Source organism: Lactobacillus sp. 23-2 (assembly GCF_044902225.1).
GTDB classification, from domain to species: domain Bacteria; phylum Bacillota; class Bacilli; order Lactobacillales; family Lactobacillaceae; genus Lactobacillus; species Lactobacillus absianus.
In genome coordinates, this window is the sequence record NZ_JAOQBX010000007.1 from 45,165 (window position 1) to 64,705 (window position 19,541).

Sequence of the window (19,541 nt, forward strand, 5' to 3'; positions counted from 1 at the left end):
CAAATGGCAGGTAAAGGTACTTTTTCTAAGTTCTTTGGCTTTGAAGATCCAGAACAGCCAAAGGAAGACTATTATGATGACGAAGAGGTCCAGGCTGAAAGCAGCTATGCCAGCAATGCAAGCAACGCCAACAATGTCGTTTCAATCAAGTCTGGCTTGAGCAGCAAGCAAAAGAGCGAAATCGTGATCTATGAGCCACGGGTTTACTCAGATGCCAAGGAAATCGCGCAGAACCTGCTGCACGACAAGGCGATCATCATCAACTTCAGCCGGATGGATGACGGCTCTGCCCGCCGGGTAGTTGACTTCATCACTGGGACTGTTTACGCCCTTGAAGGGGAAATCCAGCGCGTCGGCAACAAAATCTTCCTGGCAACGCCAAAGAACTTCCAAACCGATGGCAAGGTAACTGAATTGCTCGACAAGAAAGACAACTTGAGCTAATGAACTTTTTATACACGTTATACAGGATTCTGTACTATCTGCTGGAAATTTACAGCTTCGTGATCGTTATTGACGCCCTGATGTCATGGGTGCCGTCAATCCGCAACTCGAGCCTGGGCCAGTTCATTGACCGGATGGTTGAGCCATACGTGCGCTTGTTCAGACAGGGCCCGCTCTTAAAGCTGATGTACGCTACCGGAATCGATATTTCGCCAGTGATTGCCCTGTTTCTGATCTATTTCGTTCAGAGCTACGCGCTTGGCTGGCTGTTCAATATCTTAGCGAGGATTTTTGCATGATGCAGCGCAGACAAGCCAGCGCTTTTTATCCACATTTTGAACCAGAAGAAAGACCAACAATCGACTACTTTGTTGGTCTTTTTAATCGGCTGATTTTTAAACATGAAGCCATTCTGACCCACTTCCTTGACCCGCGCGAACGCGAGATCCTGGAGACGGTCGTTGGGGGCGAGGCCTTGCTGCAGGAATTTGGCGGCTACCAGGCAGCTGAGAAAAAGCGGGTCTATCTAAGTGAGGACTGGGAAAAACTTAAACCGGATGATTACAAAATCGTTCTCTATCAGATTGATTATCCGCAAAAGTTTGCTCAGCTGCGTCATGGGCAGATCTTGGGCAGCTTGGCCAATTCCGGAGTGGAAGTGGCCACTTTTGGCGACATTGTCACTGATGGGCAGGGAACGTGGCAGTTCTTCGCGGAAGCCGAGCTGAGCGACTTCTTTGACCGGCAGATCGACCGGATTGGGCGGACCCGCGTCCGTCTTCACCAAGTGCCTTTAAAAGAGCTGACAGCCATTGAGGACAATTCAGTGACTGAGAGTGCTGTAGCCTCGTCAATGCGCTTAGACGCGCTTTTAGCGGCCGTCACGGGCAAGAGCCGGTCCCAGCTTAAAGAAGCCTTCACGGCTGGTGACGTCAAGCTGAACTGGCATGAGGAGGCTGCTCCGGAGAAAATTGCCGCCATCGGCGACATGATCAGTCTCCGGCACTTTGGCCGCTTGCAAATCAGTGACATCAAGCCCACCAAAAAGGGGCGCCTGCACCTGGACTACCAGCTTTGGCGGTCTGGCAGCAAATAATTATTTGACAAAGCGGCCTGTCATGCCGTAAACTTCATTACTGTAGACAGACGCTACAAAGAAACGGCAACGCCTGTCAGCTTAACTTGGAATAACAAGCAAACCGACAGTAAGCTCAAGGATGCGAGCAGCGAGTCAGCGAGGGTGCGAGGCTGACAATAGTCCAGCGAGCGATCGGCTGCCAATTGGTTTGACCGGCGGTCCGCACGATACGCGGATACAAGCGGGGTCTCTTTGAGGCCCAATTTAGGTGGTACCACGATTGTCTCGTCCTATTGGGGACGAGACTTTTTTGTTTAGGTCCGCTATTCCACGTTTGCTGTTCAGTTGTTTTAGTTTCTAGTATTTTTAGTTTCTAGTATTTTTAGTTTTGAAAGGACTTAGCCATGCGCGTAAAGGATACTCTTAACCTGGGCAAGACCAAGTTCCCAATGCGCGGCAACCTGCCTAAGCGGGAAGCTGAATGGGAAAAGCAATGGGAAGACAATAAGCTGTATGAAAGACGTTTGAAGCTTAACGAAGGCCACGAACGCTTTGACCTGCACGATGGCCCACCATTTGCCAACGGGAACATCCACATGGGTCACGCTTTGAACAAGATTACCAAGGACATCATCGTCCGGACCAAGAACATGGAAGGCTACTATGCCCCATACATTCCTGGCTGGGATACCCACGGCCTGCCAATTGAGCAGCAATTGACCAAGCAGGGCGTTGACCGCAAGACCATGGACCGGGCTGCTTACCGGGAGCTTTGCCGGCAATTTGCCATGGAACAGATTGAAAAGCAGCGGACTGACTTCAAGCGCCTGGGCGTAATCGGCGACTGGAAGCACCCATACATTACCTTGCTGCCGGAATTTGAAGCAGCTGAAGTCCGCGTCTTCGGCAAGATGTACGAAAATGGCTACATCTACCAAGGCAAGAAGCCAGTCTACTGGTCATGGTCAAGCGAATCAACCCTGGCTGAAGCCGAAGTTGAATACCATGACGTTGAGTCCCCATCCATCTACATCTCCTTCCCAGTCAAGGACGGCAAGGGCAAGCTGGATGAAAAGGACACCTACTTCCTGATTTGGACGACTACTCCATGGACCATCCCTTCAAACCAAGGGATCGCCGTCAACCCGAAGTTTGACTACTCAGTCGTCAAGGTTGGCGACCGCCGCTACGTTGTCGGCACTGACCGCCTGGAAGCCGTAGCCAAGATCTTGAACTGGGAAGACTACGAAGTCGTTCAGCACCTCAAGGGGACTGACATGGAATACATGGTGGCCAAGCACCCATACATCGAAGGCCGCGAAAGCCTTTTGATGGAAGCCGTCTACGTTACTGCCGAAGACGGTACCGGCTTGGTCCACACCGCTTCCGGCTTTGGTGAAGACGACTACAACACCGCCATGCGCTATGGCTTCAAGGTGCTTTCACCAATGGACGCCAAGGGCTGCTTTACTGAAGAAATCCCTGACAAGGACTTGATTGGCAAGTTCTACACGGATACCAACGAGATCGTCAAGGACAAGCTGGCCGCTGCCGGCAATCTGCTTCACTACAGCACTTTTGTCCACTCAGCCGCCCACGACTGGCGGACCAAGAAGCCAGTCGTCTACCGGGCAACGACCCAATGGTTTGCGTCAATTTCCAAGTTCAGAGACCAGATTTTGGACCAGATCGAAAAGACCAGCTTCTACCCATCATGGGGCAAGACCCGTTTGTACAACATGATCAAGGACCGCGGCGACTGGGTAATTTCCCGCCAGCGGGCCTGGGGCGTGCCATTGCCAATCTTCTACGCTGAAGACGGCACGGCGATCGTAACTCCAGAAACCATTGACCACGTTGCCAACCTGTTTGCCAAGGAAGGGTCAAATGCCTGGTTCACCCACCCAGTAGAAGACCTGCTGCCAGCCGGCTTTACTTCCGAGCACTCACCAAACGGCAAGTTCACCAAGGAAACCGACATCTTGGACGTTTGGTTCGACTCAGGGACGTCATGGGCCGGTACCCGGGCTTTGGGCGCCGACATGGAATACCCGACCTCAATGTACCTGGAAGGGTCCGACCAATACCGTGGCTGGTTCAACTCAAGTTTGATCACTTCCGTTGCCACTAACGGCGTGGCTCCATACAAGTCAATCCTGTCCCAGGGCTTTACCTTGGATGACAAAGGCCGCAAGATGTCCAAGTCCCTGGGTAACGTCATCGTTCCTAACGAAGTCATCGCCAAGATGGGGGCGGAAATCATCCGCCTGTGGGTTGCTTCAGTTGACGCTTCCGGTGACGTGGCGGTTTCAATGGATATCTTCCGCCAAATGTCAGAAGCCTACCGGAAGATCAGAAACACCTTCCGCTTCATGCTGGCCAACACCACTGACTTTGATCCGGCCAAGAACCGGGTGGCCTACAAAGACATGCGCTCAATCGACAAGTACATGGAAGTGAAGCTGAACGACCTGATCGCTGAAAGCCGGGTAAGCTATGACAGCTACGACTTCAACGACGTCTACAAGTCAGTCTTCAAGTACATCACCAACGACTTGTCCGCCTTCTACCTTGACTTTGCCAAGGACGTTCTTTACATCGAATCCAAGGATTCCTTTGCCCGCCGGTCAATGCAGACCGTGATCTACGACACGGTAGTCAAATTGGCCAAGATCCTGGCGCCAATTCTGCCGCACACCATGGGTGAAGTTTGGCAATACCTCAAGGAAGATGAAGATGACGTCTACCTGGCAAACTTCCCTGAAGTTGCCGACTACCCGGATGCAGACGAACTGAAGGCCAACTGGCACGAATTCATGAAGCTGCGGGACGACGTCCTTAAGGCTTTGGAAGAAGCCAGAAACTCCAAGCTGATCGGTAAGTCATTTGAAGCCAGCGTGACTGTCTACCCAGATGACGAAGTCAAGCAGGCCTTGGAAGCCATTGGCGATGAAGACTTCCGCGAAATCTTAATCGTTTCTGACCTGAAGTTTGGCCAAGGGGAAGCTCCAGCCAGCGCCCAAAAGCTGGACCACTCCAGCGTGGCCGTTAGCCATGCTGAAGGCGAGGTCTGCCCACGCTGCCGGATGTACAGAAGTGACGTCGGCGTTGACGCCAAGCTGCCAGAATTCTGCGGCCGCTGCGCCAAGATCATTGAAACCGACTTCCCAGAAGCCGTAGAGGAAGGTTTTGAAAACTAATGCGCACGGGAGTTGTAAAGCAGTTTGAGCCAAAGGCCAGCTTTGGCTTCATCGAAGACGACCAAAACCACAAGTCATATTTCGTCTTTTATACCGCCATCAAGGAGGAGGGCTATAAGAGACTGGAAGCAGGCCAGCGCGTGCGCTATCAGCTGGCTCAGGGCAAGAACGGCCTGCAATGCATCAATGTTTACTTGGCCAAAGACTAAGCAAAGGAATTAATGTATGGAATTAAAGGAAACTGAAGTTTCGTCCAAAGAGCTTTTCCATGGAGGCTTCATCTCCCTTCATGTGAATACGGTGCGGCTGCCAAATGGCAAGACCGCTACCCGCGAGCTTGTCGACCATGGTCCAGCCGCCGCGGCCATCTGCATCAACGACCAAAAGGAGATGCTCCTGGTTGAGCAGTGGCGTGAGGCCATCAAGCAGCTCACGCTCGAAATTCCAGCCGGAATGATCGACGACACTGACGTGAGTCCTTTGGATGCAATGAAACGGGAGTTAAATGAAGAAGGCGGCCTCAAGGCCGACTATTGGGAGCAGGTGGCGGAATTCTACACCTCTCCCGGCTTTAGCAATGAAAAGCTGTACCTCTACTACTGCGATACGCTGACCGCAGCCGAAGACAAGGCGCCGCTTGACGACGACGAGTTTTTGACTGCCAGCTGGTACAGCTTGGAAGAATTGAAGAACCTGTTGACAGAGGGCAAAATCGTTGATGCCAAGACCATATACGCGATTTCCGTATGGGAAAACATGCTGCTGACCGGTTCAGAAGGTTAGAGGTTCCATGTCAGAGAAACGTTCAGACTACCGGCGCCGGCAGGCGCAAGAAAAAAGCCCTTGGCTTGATGATCAGGAGGAAGCAGCTGGTTCAGCTGCTTCTTCTGCTCATGGCCCAGGCAAAAGCAGACAAAATCAGCTAAAGACCAGCCTCTCCAGCGAGGACAAGGCGCAAAGGCTGAAAAAAAGACTAAACTTTGCTATCCTTATCGTGTGTCTATTAATCGTGGCAGTTTTGCTGATTTTGTTTAAGCTTTAAAATTGAATTGAGGAAATATATATGAAGATTGCGATCGTAGTACCAATGGCTGAAGAAGCCGAGTTTTATCGTCATTATTTTTCCTCTGAAAAGAAGGAAATGTTCGGTTCGACAGAATTCGAACATTTTTCTGTTCAGGGGAATGATCTCTACCTGGGGCTGACGGGGATCGGCAAGGTCCAGGCGGCGATGAACCTGTCCAGCCTCCTGGCCTGTGAGAAAATCGACCTGGTCATTTTGACCGGGTCAGCAGGCTCTTTGCAAAAGGACGTCCACCGCAAGGACCTGGTCTTGCCAAACGCCTTTGCCTACCATGATGCCCACAATACCAGCGCCGGCAACTACGTTGAAGGACAGATCCCGCAAGAGCCCGCGCGCTTCCTCCTGGACAGCCCGGAAAGAGAAGACTTCAAGCACTACCTGCAAAGAAAGGGCGTGGCCTACAAGGAAGGGCTGGTAGTCACTGGCGATTCCTTCATTTCTTCGCAAGCCCAAAAAGCCGCGATCCTGAAGAACTTCCCAGACGCCCTGGCCGTTGAAATGGAAGGGGCGGCCTTTGCCCAGGTTGCCTACCACTTTGGCACCCCGCTGATTGCCCTGCGCGCGATTTCCGACAATGGCGATGAGAATGCCGACAGCGATTTCGTGGCCTTTGTCAAGGAAGTTGGCGCCAAGGCAGCTGAACTGATTGTTGACTATCTGAAGGAGAACAAGCTTTGAGTTTAAGCAAGAACGTTTATTTGGACAACGCGGCCACGACCCCGATGTCACCAAGCGTGGTCGACCTGATCGCGGATGAGATGCGAAATGATTTCGGCAATGCCTCAAGCACCCACAGTTTTGGCCGCGAGGCTAGACGCGTGGTTGAGCATGCCCGCCAGACCATTGCCAAGGCGATCAACGCCAAGGATCAGGAGATCATCTTTACTTCAGGCGGGTCTGAATCAAACAACACCGTGATTTTTGGCGTGGCTGAAATGCGGCAAAAAGCGGGCAAGCACCTGATTACGACCAAGATTGAGCATGAGTCAGTCTTGAAGTCCATGCAGCACCTGGAAGAACTGGGCTTTGACGTGACCTACCTGGACGTGGACGAGACGGGCCACATTGACCTGGACCAGCTTAAGGAAGCCTTGACTCCAGACACGATTCTGGTGTCGGTCATGGCCGTCAACAACGAGGTCGGCTCAGTCAACCCGCTCAAGGAAATCGGCGAGATCGTCAAGGACTCCAATGCCTACTTCCACGTTGATGCCGTTCAAGGCCTGGGCAATATCGACATTGACGTCCAGGACATGAACATCGACTTTTTGTCAACGTCAGCCCACAAGATCAATGGGCCCAAGTTCTTGGGCTTCCTGTATGAGCGCGACGGCATCCGCGTGCCCAACCGGATTTACGGCGGGGACCAGGAAATGAAGCGGCGGGCCGGCACGGAGAACGTGCCTGGCATTGCCGGCTTTGGCAAGGCAGTTGAAGAAGTGCAGGAAGTGGCCAAGGCTGACCTGCAGGCCAAGTATGCCGGCTTTCAGAAGCTGATCCTGGACACGCTGGACCAAAACGGGGTGGCATATGAGGTCAACAGTCCCTTGACTGGCCTGGTTTCCCACCACGTCTTGAATCTCCGCTTGAACGGGGTGTCCACCTATGTCCTGATTGCCAACTTGGACCTGGCCGGCTTTGCCGTCTCTGGCGGCTCAGCCTGCACGGCCGGCAGCCTGACCCCATCGCACGTTTTGACCGCGATGTTTGGGGCCAAGTCGCCGCGGGTCAGCGAATCAATCCGGGTATCCTTTGGCCGCTACAACACGGCTGAGGAAGTCCAGGCCTTTGCTGACGCCTTGGTGGAAATCGTGGAAAAGATCAAGGCCCGGCAGGCCAAAGACTAAATGGTTGCTTTTTTAAGCAGAGTTACTTACAATTTACAAGTGAGGTTTTTACTTTATGGCAAATACTGTGAATATCAATGGCGACAAACGCAAGTTTACCCTGGCACCAGACATCAAGCTCTACGCCTTGATCGATGCCGGCTTTCAAAAGACGCCGCGCGGCAATTTCGTGTACAAGCATCCGCTTTACAATGAATCGCCATACAACGCGACGACGGAGCTGAAGATGACCGTCACCAGCGACTTGAGCCGCCTGACCATGGTCGTCACTGATCCTAGCGGCCTGCAGAAAGTAAACATCTTTAAGAGCAAGCAGCTGGCACCTACGGTGGAGCTTTTGGACTATATCCTAAAAGACCTCGAGGACCGCAAGATTTTAGTAGAAGTTAAGTAAAGGATTGAATTTGCATGGTTGACAATAGCAAGATTAGAGTCGTTGTTGGGATGAGCGGCGGGGTGGACTCATCAGTTTCCGCCCTGCTGCTCAAGCAGCAAGGCTATGACGTCGTCGGCGTCTTTATGAAGAACTGGGACGACACTGACGATGACGGTGTTTGCACGGCTACGGAAGATTACGAAGATGTCAAGAAGGTTGCTGACAAGATCGGCATCCCTTACTATTCGATCAACTTTGAAAAAGAATACTGGGAGCGGGTCTTCCAGTACTTCTTAAAGGAGTACAAGGCGGGCAGAACGCCAAATCCCGACATCATGTGCAACACGGAAATCAAGTTCAAGGCCTTTTTGGACTACGCGATGAACCTGGATGCCGACTACCTGGCCATGGGCCACTACGCCAAGACGGTCAAGGATGAGAACGGGCTCGTGCACATGATGCGGCCAAAAGACGGGAACAAGGACCAGACCTACTTCTTGAGCCAGCTGACTCAAGAACAGATCAAGAAGGCCATCTTCCCCCTGCAGGATCTGACCAAGCCGCAAGTCCGCAAGATCGCGGAAGAAGCCGGCCTGGCCAACGCCAAGAAGAAGGATTCAACCGGGATCTGCTTCATCGGCGAGCGGAACTTCAAGCACTTCCTGAGTGAATTTTTGCCAGCCCAAGGCGGCGACATGGTGACCCCGGACGGCAAGGTCGTTGGCCACCACGCCGGCTTGATGTACTACACGATCGGCCAGCGGCAGGGCTTGGGCTTGGGCTCAACCAAGGAATCGACCGCGCCGTGGTTTGTCGTTGGCAAGGACCTGAAGACCAACCAACTGATCGTTGAGCAGGGCTACGACAGCCCGCGCTTGTACGCGACCAGCCTGAAGGCCTCCGGGATGACCTTCTTTATCGGCAACCCGGACCATGACCTTGAATTCAAGGCCACGGCCAAGTTCCGCTACCGTCAGTGCGACGTGGGCGTGAGCGTGAAGTACCACGCCAGCGACCGGACGGCCGACGTCTACTTCGACGAGCCAGCCCGGGCAGTGACGCCAGGCCAAGCCTTGGTTTTGTATGACGGCGAGGAATGCCTGGGCGGCGGCAACATTGATGCTGCCTTCCAAGGCGACCAGCAGATGCAGCTGGTCTAAAAAATCAGCAGAATTGCCAGAGATGGGACCAATTTGGTCCCATCTTTTTTCGTTTGCTTTGGCCCTTTTGCCGGAGATTGCTATAATAGTAGCGATAGTTACGAGAGGCGATAAAAATTATGGAAATTTATTTTGTAAGACACGGCAAGACTGAATGGAATTTGGAAAGGCGCTTCCAAGGCGGGCACGGGGATTCCCACCTGCTGCCGGAAAGCTACGCCGACATTGAAAAACTGGGCAAGTACCTGCGCAAGACCAAGTTCCGGGCCGTCTATGCCAGTCCCCTGGAAAGGGCGCGGACCACGGCCTTGAAGCTGGAGGAGGCCATGAACTGCAGCCTGCCCGTTCATATTGACGAGCGCTTGCGGGAGATGAACCTGGGCAAGATGGAAGGCGAGAAGTTCGACAAGATCGCCGAGCTTTATCCAGAACAGATTGACGACTTCTGGCACCACCCGGAAAAGTTCGATGCCGCGTCAATCGATGCTGAATCCTACCCGCACGCCATGGAGCGCGGCCTGTCATTTGGCCGGGAAATGTCCATGAAGTACCCGGGCAAGGAAGACAAGATTCTGGTCGTCAGCCATGGGGCGGTTCTGTCTGCCATCATGGGGGCGCTTTTGGGCTATGACGTCAAGCACGTCAGACAGAACGGAGTCATCTACAACACCAGCGTGACCATCCTGGCCAGCCGGCCGGACGGGCAGTACTTTGACCTGGTCAAGTGGTCCGACGTCACGCCTTTAGGCAAGCAAATGTCAGAAACGGATGGACTCTAATGGATAAGCAGATCGCTGAACTGTACGCGGACGGCAAGGTCAACGAGGCCATTCACGCCTTGATTGGAAAAATCGATGCCGATCCGCGCGAGACCGACAACTACCTGCAGCTGGCTTCCTACCTCTTGGAGCAGGGCAGCCCGGAGCAGGCGCAGAAGCTCTTGGTCCAGGCCAAGGGTTTAATCAAAAATCCCCAGGACGTGGACTATGACTTGGCGGTTGCCTACTATGCCCAAGGGGAGTTCAATAAGTCCCTGGCGCTTTTGAATCAGATTCCCAATGATGACGACACCCTTTACCAGAAGGCCTTGGTCTACCTGAAGACGGGACAGAATGAGAAAGCCCTGGCCCATGCCTTGTCCATCAAGCGGGTGGACGACCACGTGAAGGAGCTCTTAGGCGACATCTGGCTGGCCCTTGGCGAGCTGAAGGCGGCCAGTGCTTCTTATGCCAGCATTCCGGAAAAGCAGCGGACGGCCAAGGTCAATTTCCTCCTGGGCGTCAGCTGGCATGGCCGCGACCGGGACCGGGCGGAGAAATTTTTTGCCAGGGCCAAGAAAATGGATTCCAAGTACTACAAGCAGGCCCGGGACCAATATGCCAGCATCATGAAGCTGGTTGCCGGCAAGGACAAGAAGGAGCAGTAGCATGACCGAATTTACCGGAAAACTGAAAAGCATCATCTTTGAGAGCGCCGACAGCCTCTTCAAGATTTTGGTCGTGGAGATCCAGGGCGAATTGGCTGACTACGCTGATGACGAGATCAAGGTGACCGGCAATTTCGGCGACCTGGAGGAAGACGGGGACTACCGCTTCAGCGGCCAGCTGGTTGAGCACCCCAAGTACGGGACCCAGTTTCAGGCTGACTCCTGCACGCGGGTTTTGCCCAGCGAAAGCGGCGGGGTGGAGAAGTACCTGGCCAGCGACAAGTTTCCCGGGATCGGCAAGAAGGCGGCGGAAAAGATCGTCCAGGCCCTGGGGCCAAATGCCCTTAAGCTTTTGCAAAGCGACCCGGCCAAGATTGACCAGCTGGGCCTGAAGCCCAAGCAGAAGCAGAGCCTCTTAAACGGCCTGCGGGACACGGACAACCTGTCGGAAATGCTGGTGGAATTGGCCAACTGGGGCATCAATAAGCGGACCGCTGGCCAGCTCTACAAGAAATACCATGAGCAGGCCCTTTCCAAGCTGCAGGAAGACCCCTACGCGCCTTTGGGGGACGTGTCCGGCTATTCCTTCAAGGCCGCGGACCGCTTGGCCCAGCACTTCGGGATCGCTTCGAATTCGCCAAGGAGGGCCCAAGGGGCGGTAATTGAGGTTTTGAGCCTAGCCTTGACCCGGGAGGGGGATACCTACGTGCTTTTGGACAAGCTGGTTCAAGATACGGTCAGCCTCCTGCAGGTTGAAGACTACGATTTGGTGGCGGAAGCCGTCAATGCCCTGCAAGAGCAGGGCAAGGTCGTGGTCCAGGAAAACCGGGCGGCCCTAGGGTCAGCCTTTAAGATTGAAGCGGAAATCACGGAAGAGCTGGAGCGGGTCAGCCAGCCACTGAAGAATGCCTATTCCGCCCGCGCGGTCGATCGGGCAATTGCCCACGCAGAAGCAAGCCTGGGCATCACTTATGATGAAGAGCAAAAGCAGGCGGTCAAAAACGCGGTAACCCAGCCCCTGTCAATTCTGACTGGGGGGCCGGGCAGCGGCAAGACGACCATTATCGATGGGATCCTGCTCGCGCTCAAGGAACTGGCCGATCTGGACGAAGAAGAGGCGGAAGAAGACTTCCTTTTGGCCGCGCCGACCGGCCGGGCCGCTAAGCGGATGAGCGAAGTGACCGGCTATGAGGCCAAGACCATCCACCGCCTGATTGGGCTGGGAATTGACGGGACGGAGCTTGACGACTTGAAGGAGCTGGAAGGGGCCATTTTGATCATTGACGAAATGTCCATGGTTGACATTTACCTCTTCAAGAAGCTTTTGTCCTGCATCAGCTATGTTTCCCATATCGTTTTGGTGGGGGACAAGGACCAATTGCCATCAGTCGGGGCCGGGAACGTCTTCAGTGACCTGATTGCCTGCCAGCACTTTCCGACGGCTAAGTTGACGGTCGTGCACCGGCAAAAGGACGGGTCAACCATCATTCCTCTGGCCCACGCCGTCAACGAGGGCAAGGACGACCAGCTTTTGTTCCAAAAGACCAAGAGCTACTCCTTTATCAAGTGCCCGCCCAGCCAGGCCGCGTCCGTTGTCGGCCAGATTGCCGCGGCAGCCTTGAAGAGCGGCTTTCCGGCTGACGACATCCAGGTCTTGGGGGCCATGTACCGGGGGGATGCCGGAATCAACCGCCTCAACGACGTCCTGCAGGAAGTCTTGAATCCGCCTCAGGCCAAAAGCAAGCTCTTGCAGGTGCACGATGAGGTCTTCCGGGCCGGCGATCGGATCCTGCAGCTGCAGAATGATCCGGAAAAGGGCATCTTCAACGGGCAGATTGGCAAGGTCATTGCCGTCAACCCTGAGGACAAGGAAGAGCGGCTGCTGGCCAATTTTGACGGCAAAGAGTTGGCTTTTGCCCCTAACGACCTGAACAACCTGACCCGGGCCTACGCGGTCACCATCCACAAGTCCCAAGGGTCAGAATTTCCACTGGTGATTCTCTGCTTGACCATGCAGAACTTCATCATGCTCAAGCGGAATCTGTTGTACACGGCCATTACCCGGGCTTCAAGCAAGCTGGTAATGGTCGGCGATCCGCGGGCCTTCTCGCAGGCGATGAAGCAGGAAGGCAACCAGCGGCAGACCAGCCTGGTCTATTTGCTGCGGGAGAAGTTTGGCGAGCCAGCGGAAGAAAAGGCAGCAGCGCCAATTTCTGAAGCGGCAAAGGCAGCGCCGGCAGAAGAAAAGGCAGCCGCCTATCTGACGCCGGAATTGATTCATTCGGGCATGATTTCGCCGATGATCGGGATGGAGGAGCTTACCGCCGGCTGCGAAAATCTGCAAGAAGTCATTGCCAAGCGCGGCCAATAAGCACTGGCATGAAAAAAGACTGCATTGACTCATTTTGAGCTAATGCAGTCTTTTTGCGAAAATGTCCGCCATAAATTGCAACAGTTTGGCAATTTGTTTCCTGGCAGCTGACGGCAGGCAGCGAGTGTGGTATCCTCTAAGTATTGGTTACAAAAAGTAAGTATCTTTAGCTAACCATGTGCAAAGGCAGCGTATTTTTTCTTGATTGTCTCTTACCATTTATTACTTTTATCTTGGAAAAATACGCATTGAGGAGAAAACAATGAAGCAAGTCAAGAACATTATCATCGGCTTTGGCAAGGGGGGCAAGACCCTGGCCAAGTATTTGGCGGGGCAGGGCGAAGAAGTCCTGGTCATTGAAAAGTCAGCCCAAATGTATGGCGGCACCTGCATCAACATTGCCTGCCTGCCCTCTAAGCGCCTGATCATTGAGGCCGCTGAGGGGACGGAGTTCGTTGACGCGGTCGGCGAAAAGAATAAAATGACGGCCTTCTTGCGGAACAAGAACTATCACATGCTGGCTGATGAACCAAGCGTCACGGTCTTGGACGGAACCGCGAAATTTACTGGCAGCCACGCCGTGAGCGTGCTGACCAAAAATGGGCAGCGGGAAGACTTTACTGGCGAAAGAATTTTCATCAACACGGGTTCTTTGCCGATGATTCTGCCCGTCCCTGGCTTAAAGTCCAGCAAATTCCTGCTGGATTCAACTGCGGCCATGAATCAACAAGAGCTGCCTAAGCGGCTGCTCATCATCGGGGCAGGCTATATCGGCTTGGAATTCGCGGCCATGTTTGCTAAGTATGGCAGCCAGGTAACCGTGCTTGAACACAATCCGGTCTTTTTGCCTCGAGAAGACGAGGACATTGCCGCTTTAATCAAAAAAGACCTGGAAGACTTGGGCGTCAAGTTCATCTTAGGGGCTGACCTCAAGGGCGTCGCTGATGGAGAAGCGGAGGTCAGCTTGACTTACGAGCTGGCTGGCCAGGCAAAAGTCATCAAGGGCGACCGCGTTCTGGCCGCCACTGGCCGCAAGGCCAATACGGCCGGCTTGGATTTGGAAAAGGCCGGAATCCAAGTGGATGAGCGGGGCAATATCAAAGTCGATGACCAATTAAAGACCACGGCGAAAAACGTCTGGGCGCTGGGGGACGTCAAGGGTGGCCTGCAGTTTACGCCCATTTCCCTGGATGACTTCCGCATTATCAAGGACCAGCTGCATGGCTCAGGCCAGCGTCGCGTCAGCGACCGCAAGGTCTTGCCGTACAGCGTCTTTATCGATCCGGCCTTGTCAGCCGTTGGCTTGAATGAAAAAAGCGCCAAGCAGGCAGGAAAGAACTACCAGCTCTTCAAGCTGCCGGTCGCGGCGATTCCCAAGGCCCGCGTTGCCAAGGACCCGCGCGGGCTCTTCAAGGCACTGGTTGATCCGGAGACTGGCCTGATCCTGGGGGCAACTTTGTATGGAATTGAATCATATGAATTGATCAACCAAATCGCGCTGGCCATGCGGGCTGGCCTGCCATATACCGTTCTGCGGGATGCCTACTATACCCACCCGACGATGAGCGAGGCCTTTAACGACCTGTTCAAGTAAGACTGGCCACAAGCCGCAAAAATAAAGCAAAAAACAAAATAAAACAAAAAAGAGTGAAGCACAGCTTCACTCTTTTTCTTGTGGCTATTAAGCTTTATTTCTTTTCAACCAGCATCGGCAGGATCATTGGCCGGCGCTCAGTCTTGGAGTACAGGAAGTCCTGCAGGTTGTCGATGATGGCCTTGCGGATCTCGCTGTCCTTTGGCTTTTCCTTCTTAGCCATTTCCGTCTTCAGGACATGGTAGACATGCTTTTGGGCGGCGTTGATCAGGTCTTGGGATTCGCGCATGTAGACAAAGCCCCGGCTGAGGATGTCTGGCCCGGCCAAGACCCGCTTGTGCTTGTAGTCAACGGTGGCCACGGCCACTACCAGACCTTCTTCAGACAGGATCTGCCGGTCGCGGACCACAATGTTGCCAACGTCAGCCGCGCCAGAAGTATCGACGAAGACGTCCTTGACGTGGATGTCGCCAGCGATTCTAGCGCCTTCAGGGCCAAAGCAGACTACTTCACCATTCTTCAAGACGAAGGTGTTTTCCTTAGGCACGCCAGCTTGCTGAGCCAAGTGGGCGTGCACGACCTGCATGCGGTATTCGCCGTGGACAGGAATCATGTACTTCGGCTTGGCCAATTCCACCATCAGCTTCAGTTCTTCCTGGCCGCCGTGACCGGAAGTGTGGACATTGTTGATGCGGCCATGAACGACGTTGGCGCCGCCTTCCATCAGCTTGTTGATCAGGTGGTTGACGCTCAAGGTGTTGCCTGGAATTGGGTTGGATGAGAAGATGACCGTGTCCTTTGGCTTCAGCTTGATCTGCCGGTGGGTGCCGTTGGCGATTCTGGACAAGGCGGCCAGGGGTTCGCCTTGGCTGCCAGTACACAGGATCATGACCTTCTCAGGCGGCAGGGAGTTGATGGTTTCCGCATCGACGATCAAGCCGTCTGGCACATGCAGGTAGCCCAGGTCAATCCCGTTTTGGATGCCGTTTTCCATGCTCCGCCCGAAGACGGCAACCTTGCGGCCAGTGTCGATCGCGGCCTTGATGGCTGTTGAGACCCGGTAGAGGTTGGAGGCGAAAGTGGCAAAAATAATCCGTCCCTTGATCCCGGTGATGATATTGTGCAAAGAGCCGGCGACAAAACGCTCAGACTTGGTAAATTGCGGCACTTCAGCGTTGGTCGAGTCAGAGAGCAGGGCCAAAACGCCTTCTTTGCCCAGCTGGGCCATTCTTTGGAAGTTTGGTGCCGGCTGGTTCATGACTGGCGTCAAGTCGAACTTGAAGTCGCCAGTAAAGACCACCGCCCCAAGCGGCGTGTGCACCGCGATCCCCAAGGTGTCGGGGATGGAGTGGGTGGTTCTGAAGAAAGTGACTGACAGCTTGTCAAACTTGAGGACCGTGTCCTCGTATTCCTCATGAAGCTCAGTCTTGTTTAAAATCCCGTGTTCCTCGCACTTGCTCTTGATCAGGGCCAAGGCAAAAGGCGTGGCGTAAACTGGGATTTCCGGGATCTTTTCCAGCAGGAAAGGAATCCCGCCGATGTGGTCTTCGTGGCCGTGGCTGACAACCAGGGCCTTGATCTTGTCCCGGTTCTTGACCAGGTAGGAGTAGTCGGAGATGACATAGTTGATCCCTAAGAGGTCATCTTCCGGGAACTTGATCCCGCAGTCCATGATGACGATTTCATCCTGGTACTGGACGCAGTACATGTTTCGGCCGATTTCGTGCAATCCCCCAATAGCGAAAACGGCAACTTCGTTGTCCTTAATCTTCACTTGGCTTGTCAAAAGTGGTCAGCTTGAAGTCCGCGTGTTCTTGTTCGTACTTCAAGGAGTTGCCAGTCAATTCTTGGATGAGCTCAATGTTGTAGGGGGTGTTTTGTTCAACAAGAGTTCTAGCTTCTACCACATTGTCAGCTTCCATGTAGAGGGTTTGGGTGGTTTCTCTACGTGGGTTAACAATCTTGTTCTTCTGGTACAAAACTTTGTAGATCATAAAAATCTCCTTAAATATTTAGTTGTCGATTTGTTCTCAGTGAGAAATTTGTCAAAAATACTCAATAGCTAGATAAATTCTAACATATTTGCAAAAGCAAGTATAGAATAGGCGCTTTTGCAAAAGAGAAAAGATCCCAGCCGCCAGCAGGCAAGTGGGATCTTTAAAAATTCTTTTCAGGAAACTAAGCGATTACGATGGTATCGTCGTCCAAGGCAAACGGGTTTTCCTTGTTGATGCGGTCATAGAAGAGGTGACCGTTCAAGTGGTCGATTTCGTGGCCGGAAACGATGGCCGGGTAGCCCTTCAAGCGGATGGTCTTTTCCTCGCCGTCAACCGTCCAATAGTGGATGGTAACCTTGTTTGGCCGGGGAACGTAGCCGTCGATGACCTTGTCAACGCTCAGGCAGCCTTCGCCTTCAGCCAGGCAGGTCTTGCGGACTGATTCGGAAATGATTTCCGGGTTGACGTAGGTTTCCTTGAAGATGATTTCGCCCTTGTCGTTTGGAACCAGGAGGGCAGCCATTGAGACCCCTTCGCCGACCTGCGGGGCAGCCAGGCCAACGCCGGCCCGCAATTGGTGCTTAGCCGCGATCTTTGGATCTTGTGAGTTTACCAAGTATTCCATCATGTCGTCGGCCAGCTTCTTGTAGTGGTCAGACAATGGGAAGGTCAATTTCTTAGCAACTTGCCGCAGGACCGGATCGCCGTCGCGGACAATATCTTTCATTAAGATCAATGTAGGTTCTCCTTTTAATATAGTTTAAGCTTCGAGCTGATTTGCTTTTGGCCAGAATGCAAAATGATTTTGGCAAAAGCAGTTCTAATACTAGTTTAAACTAATGAGAAGTTGTTGACCAGCCCCTAAGGAGGTAGTACAATAAATGATTGTAAAAATTATCAACGATTACTTCGGCCAGCCTTATCATAAGAGGGCTAAAGGGAACTGTGATTAAATCACAGTTCTTTTTATGAGGAACGGGGAGGAAACATTTTTGGCAGATCAAAAGAGAAGAGAAAACATTAGAAATATCGCGATTATTGCGCACGTCGACCACGGTAAGACTACCTTGGTCAACCAGCTGTTGAAGCAATCCGATACTTTGCCAGAACACATGAACCTGGAAGACCGGGCAATGGACTCCAACGCCATTGAACGTGAACGCGGGATCACGATTTTGTCAAAGAACACCGCGGTTAAGTACAAGGATACCACGATCAACATCTTGGACACGCCAGGCCACGCCGACTTTGGTGGGGAAGTTGAACGGATCATGCACATGGTTGACGGTGCTTTGCTTTTGGTTGACGCCTACGAAGGCCCAATGCCACAAACTCGCTTCGTTTTGCAAAAGGCCTTGGAAGCCGGCGTTAAGCCAGTTGTCGTTGTCAACAAGATTGACCGTCCAGGCGCCCGTCCAGCTGAAGTCTTGGACGAAGTTCTGGAACTGTTCATTGAACTTGGCGCCAACGACGACCAACTGGAATTCCCAGTTGTCTACGCTTCTGCCCTGAATGGTACTTCAAGCTACTCAGACGACCCAGCTGACCAAGAAGAAACCATGGACCCAATCTTCGACACGATCCTGGAAAACATTCCTGCGCCGCTGGACAACGAAGACGAACCGCTGCAATTCCAGATCACCATGCTGGACTGGGACGACTACGTTGGCCGAATCGGCGTTGGCCGCGTCTTCCGCGGCAAGATCAAGGTCGGCGACGAAGTTACGGTGATGAAGCTTGACGGCACTAAGCAAAACTTCCGCGTGACCAAGCTGTTCGGCTACTTCGGCCTGAAGCGCAACGAAATCAAGGAAGCCAAGGCGGGCGACATCATTGCCATCAGCGGGATCAACGACATCTTCGTCGGCGAAACCATTGCTTCTAAGGATGAACCGGAAGCCCTGCCAGCCCTCCGGATCGACCCGCCAACCCTGCAAATGGACTTCGTTGCCAACGACTCACCATTTGCTGGCCGTGAAGGCAGCCAGGTTACTCCAGCCAAGCTGGAAGAACGCTTGATGCGCCAAACCCGGACTGACGTTTCCCTGAGGGTTGAGCCAACTGACCAATTGAACGCTTGGACTGTTTCCGGCCGTGGTGAGCTGCACTTGTCAATCCTGGTTGAAGAAATGCGCCGTGAAGGCTTTGAACTGCAATTGTCACGTCCAAAGGTTATCTACCGTGAAGTTGACGGCCAATTGTGCGAACCATTTGAAAACGTCCAAGTCGACGTGCCAGACGAATACGTTGGCTCAGTTATCGATGGCCTGTCCCAGCGCAAGGGTGAAATGCAGAACATGGAATCCAAGGGCAACGGCCAAACCCGCCTTGAATTCTCAGTTCCTTCACGTGGCTTGATCGGCTACAACAACGAATTCATGTCAGCCACTGGCGGCTACGGGATCATGAACCACACCTTTGCTGAATACAAGCCAGTCGTTAAGAACTGGAACCCAGGCCGCCGCAACGGTGCCCTGGTTTCCATCAACCAAGGTCAGTCAACCACTTACTCCCTGCAGTCAGTTGAACAGCGCGGTACCTTGTTCATCGGCGCCGGCGTTCAAGTCTACGAAGGGATGATCGTGGGGATGTCATCACGTGACCGCGACATTGCCGTTAACGTCACTAAGGGCAAGAACCTGACCAACACCCGTGCTGCCGGCAAGGACCACGCCGCAGCCATCAGAACTCCAAAGAAGATGACTTTGGAAGAATCAATCGAATTCCTGAACGATGACGAATACTGTGAAGTAACTCCAGAAAGCCTGCGCCTGCGCAAGAAGATCCTGAACACTTCAGAACGTCAAAAGTTCGACAAGAAGAAGGCCAAGACTGAAAGCAAGTAATTCTTGTTTTTTTCAGAAGTCTCTGCTTCAGCGATGAAGCAGGGGCTTTTTTGTTTTATAATAGTAAGCAACTATTGTTTTAAAGAGGGATCAAACGTGAACGAAAATCCAAAATTGG

19 protein-coding genes are annotated in these 19,541 nt (G+C 53.1%); 16 read left to right on the plus strand and 3 right to left on the minus strand.

Annotation, left to right across the window (positions count from 1 at the left end):
* Positions 1–3: 3 nt before the first annotated feature.
* The 15 genes from OCH80_RS04350 to OCH80_RS04420 all read left to right on the plus strand — a co-directional run bounded on the left by OCH80_RS04350 (position 4) and on the right by OCH80_RS04420 (position 14,580).
* Positions 4–444, plus strand: a complete 441-nt coding sequence (locus OCH80_RS04350; RefSeq protein ID WP_302187230.1) for a cell division protein SepF — start codon at positions 4–6, stop codon at positions 442–444.
* Positions 444–743: a YggT family protein gene (locus OCH80_RS04355; RefSeq protein WP_154546976.1), complete on the plus strand. Its 300-nt coding sequence runs from the start codon at positions 444–446 to the stop codon at positions 741–743. Before OCH80_RS04350 ends, OCH80_RS04355 begins: the two co-directional genes overlap by 1 nt.
* A complete protein-coding gene (locus OCH80_RS04360; RefSeq protein ID WP_404538278.1) occupies positions 743–1,540 on the plus strand; it encodes an RNA-binding protein in 798 nt (265 codons plus the stop codon). The genes OCH80_RS04355 and OCH80_RS04360 overlap by 1 nt, the downstream gene beginning before the upstream one ends.
* Before the next feature lie 386 nt (positions 1,541–1,926).
* A complete protein-coding gene (gene ileS / locus OCH80_RS04365) occupies positions 1,927–4,722 on the plus strand; it encodes an isoleucine--tRNA ligase (RefSeq protein WP_404538182.1) in 2,796 nt (931 codons plus the stop codon).
* Entirely contained in the window at positions 4,722–4,931 is a 210-nt protein-coding gene (locus tag OCH80_RS04370) for a cold-shock protein (protein WP_154546974.1), read from the plus strand. The genes ileS and OCH80_RS04370 overlap by 1 nt, the downstream gene beginning before the upstream one ends.
* A gap of 16 nt (positions 4,932–4,947) precedes the next feature.
* Positions 4,948–5,505: an NUDIX hydrolase gene (locus OCH80_RS04375; RefSeq protein WP_404538186.1), complete on the plus strand. Its 558-nt coding sequence runs from the start codon at positions 4,948–4,950 to the stop codon at positions 5,503–5,505.
* 7 nt (positions 5,506–5,512) lie between these two features.
* Positions 5,513–5,764, plus strand: coding sequence for a hypothetical protein (locus tag OCH80_RS04380; protein ID WP_154546972.1), 252 nt, complete (start codon positions 5,513–5,515; stop codon positions 5,762–5,764).
* Positions 5,765–5,785: 21 nt separating this feature from the next.
* Positions 5,786–6,484 (plus strand): 5'-methylthioadenosine/adenosylhomocysteine nucleosidase, encoded by a 699-nt coding sequence (locus OCH80_RS04385; RefSeq protein WP_404538189.1) that lies wholly within the window; start codon positions 5,786–5,788, stop codon positions 6,482–6,484.
* Entirely contained in the window at positions 6,481–7,653 is a 1,173-nt protein-coding gene (locus tag OCH80_RS04390; RefSeq protein ID WP_206987440.1) for a cysteine desulfurase family protein, read from the plus strand. The genes OCH80_RS04385 and OCH80_RS04390 overlap by 4 nt, the downstream gene beginning before the upstream one ends.
* A 55-nt stretch (positions 7,654–7,708) precedes the next feature.
* Positions 7,709–8,047, plus strand: coding sequence for a hypothetical protein (locus OCH80_RS04395; RefSeq protein WP_404538193.1), 339 nt, complete (start codon positions 7,709–7,711; stop codon positions 8,045–8,047).
* 14 nt (positions 8,048–8,061) lie between these two features.
* Entirely contained in the window at positions 8,062–9,189 is a 1,128-nt protein-coding gene (gene mnmA / locus OCH80_RS04400; RefSeq protein WP_404538195.1) for a tRNA 2-thiouridine(34) synthase MnmA, read from the plus strand.
* 119 nt (positions 9,190–9,308) lie between these two features.
* On the plus strand, positions 9,309–9,968 hold the full coding sequence (locus tag OCH80_RS04405; protein ID WP_302187226.1) for a histidine phosphatase family protein: 660 nt from the start codon (positions 9,309–9,311) through the stop codon (positions 9,966–9,968).
* On the plus strand, positions 9,968–10,615 hold the full coding sequence (locus OCH80_RS04410) for a tetratricopeptide repeat protein (protein ID WP_404538198.1): 648 nt from the start codon (positions 9,968–9,970) through the stop codon (positions 10,613–10,615). The genes OCH80_RS04405 and OCH80_RS04410 overlap by 1 nt, the downstream gene beginning before the upstream one ends.
* Position 10,616: 1 nt before the next feature.
* Positions 10,617–12,986: an ATP-dependent RecD-like DNA helicase gene (locus OCH80_RS04415; RefSeq protein ID WP_404538201.1), complete on the plus strand. Its 2,370-nt coding sequence runs from the start codon at positions 10,617–10,619 to the stop codon at positions 12,984–12,986.
* Positions 12,987–13,248: 262 nt separating this feature from the next.
* The gene (locus tag OCH80_RS04420; RefSeq protein WP_404538204.1) at positions 13,249–14,580 is read left to right on the plus strand and encodes an FAD-dependent oxidoreductase; all 1,332 of its coding nucleotides are present in this window, start codon (positions 13,249–13,251) and stop codon (positions 14,578–14,580) included.
* Between the two features lie 94 nt (positions 14,581–14,674).
* On the opposite strand, the gene rnjA is transcribed toward OCH80_RS04420, so the two are convergent.
* The 3 genes from rnjA to def all read right to left on the minus strand — a co-directional run bounded on the left by rnjA (position 14,675) and on the right by def (position 17,313).
* Positions 14,675–16,354, minus strand: a complete 1,680-nt coding sequence (rnjA, locus tag OCH80_RS04425) for a ribonuclease J1 (protein WP_318282408.1) — start codon at positions 16,352–16,354, stop codon at positions 14,675–14,677.
* Positions 16,344–16,574: a DNA-dependent RNA polymerase subunit epsilon gene (locus OCH80_RS04430; RefSeq protein WP_206987436.1), complete on the minus strand. Its 231-nt coding sequence runs from the start codon at positions 16,572–16,574 to the stop codon at positions 16,344–16,346. Before OCH80_RS04430 ends, rnjA begins: the two co-directional genes overlap by 11 nt.
* 184 nt (positions 16,575–16,758) lie before the next feature.
* Positions 16,759–17,313 carry a peptide deformylase gene (def, locus tag OCH80_RS04435; protein WP_154546962.1) on the minus strand — a complete coding sequence of 185 codons (555 nt, stop codon included), beginning with the start codon at positions 17,311–17,313 and terminating at the stop codon, positions 16,759–16,761.
* 232 nt (positions 17,314–17,545) lie between these two features.
* On the opposite strand from def, the gene typA reads away from it, so the two are divergent.
* On the plus strand, positions 17,546–19,423 hold the full coding sequence (gene typA, locus OCH80_RS04440; RefSeq protein ID WP_404538209.1) for a translational GTPase TypA: 1,878 nt from the start codon (positions 17,546–17,548) through the stop codon (positions 19,421–19,423).
* Positions 19,424–19,541 lie beyond the last annotated feature (118 nt).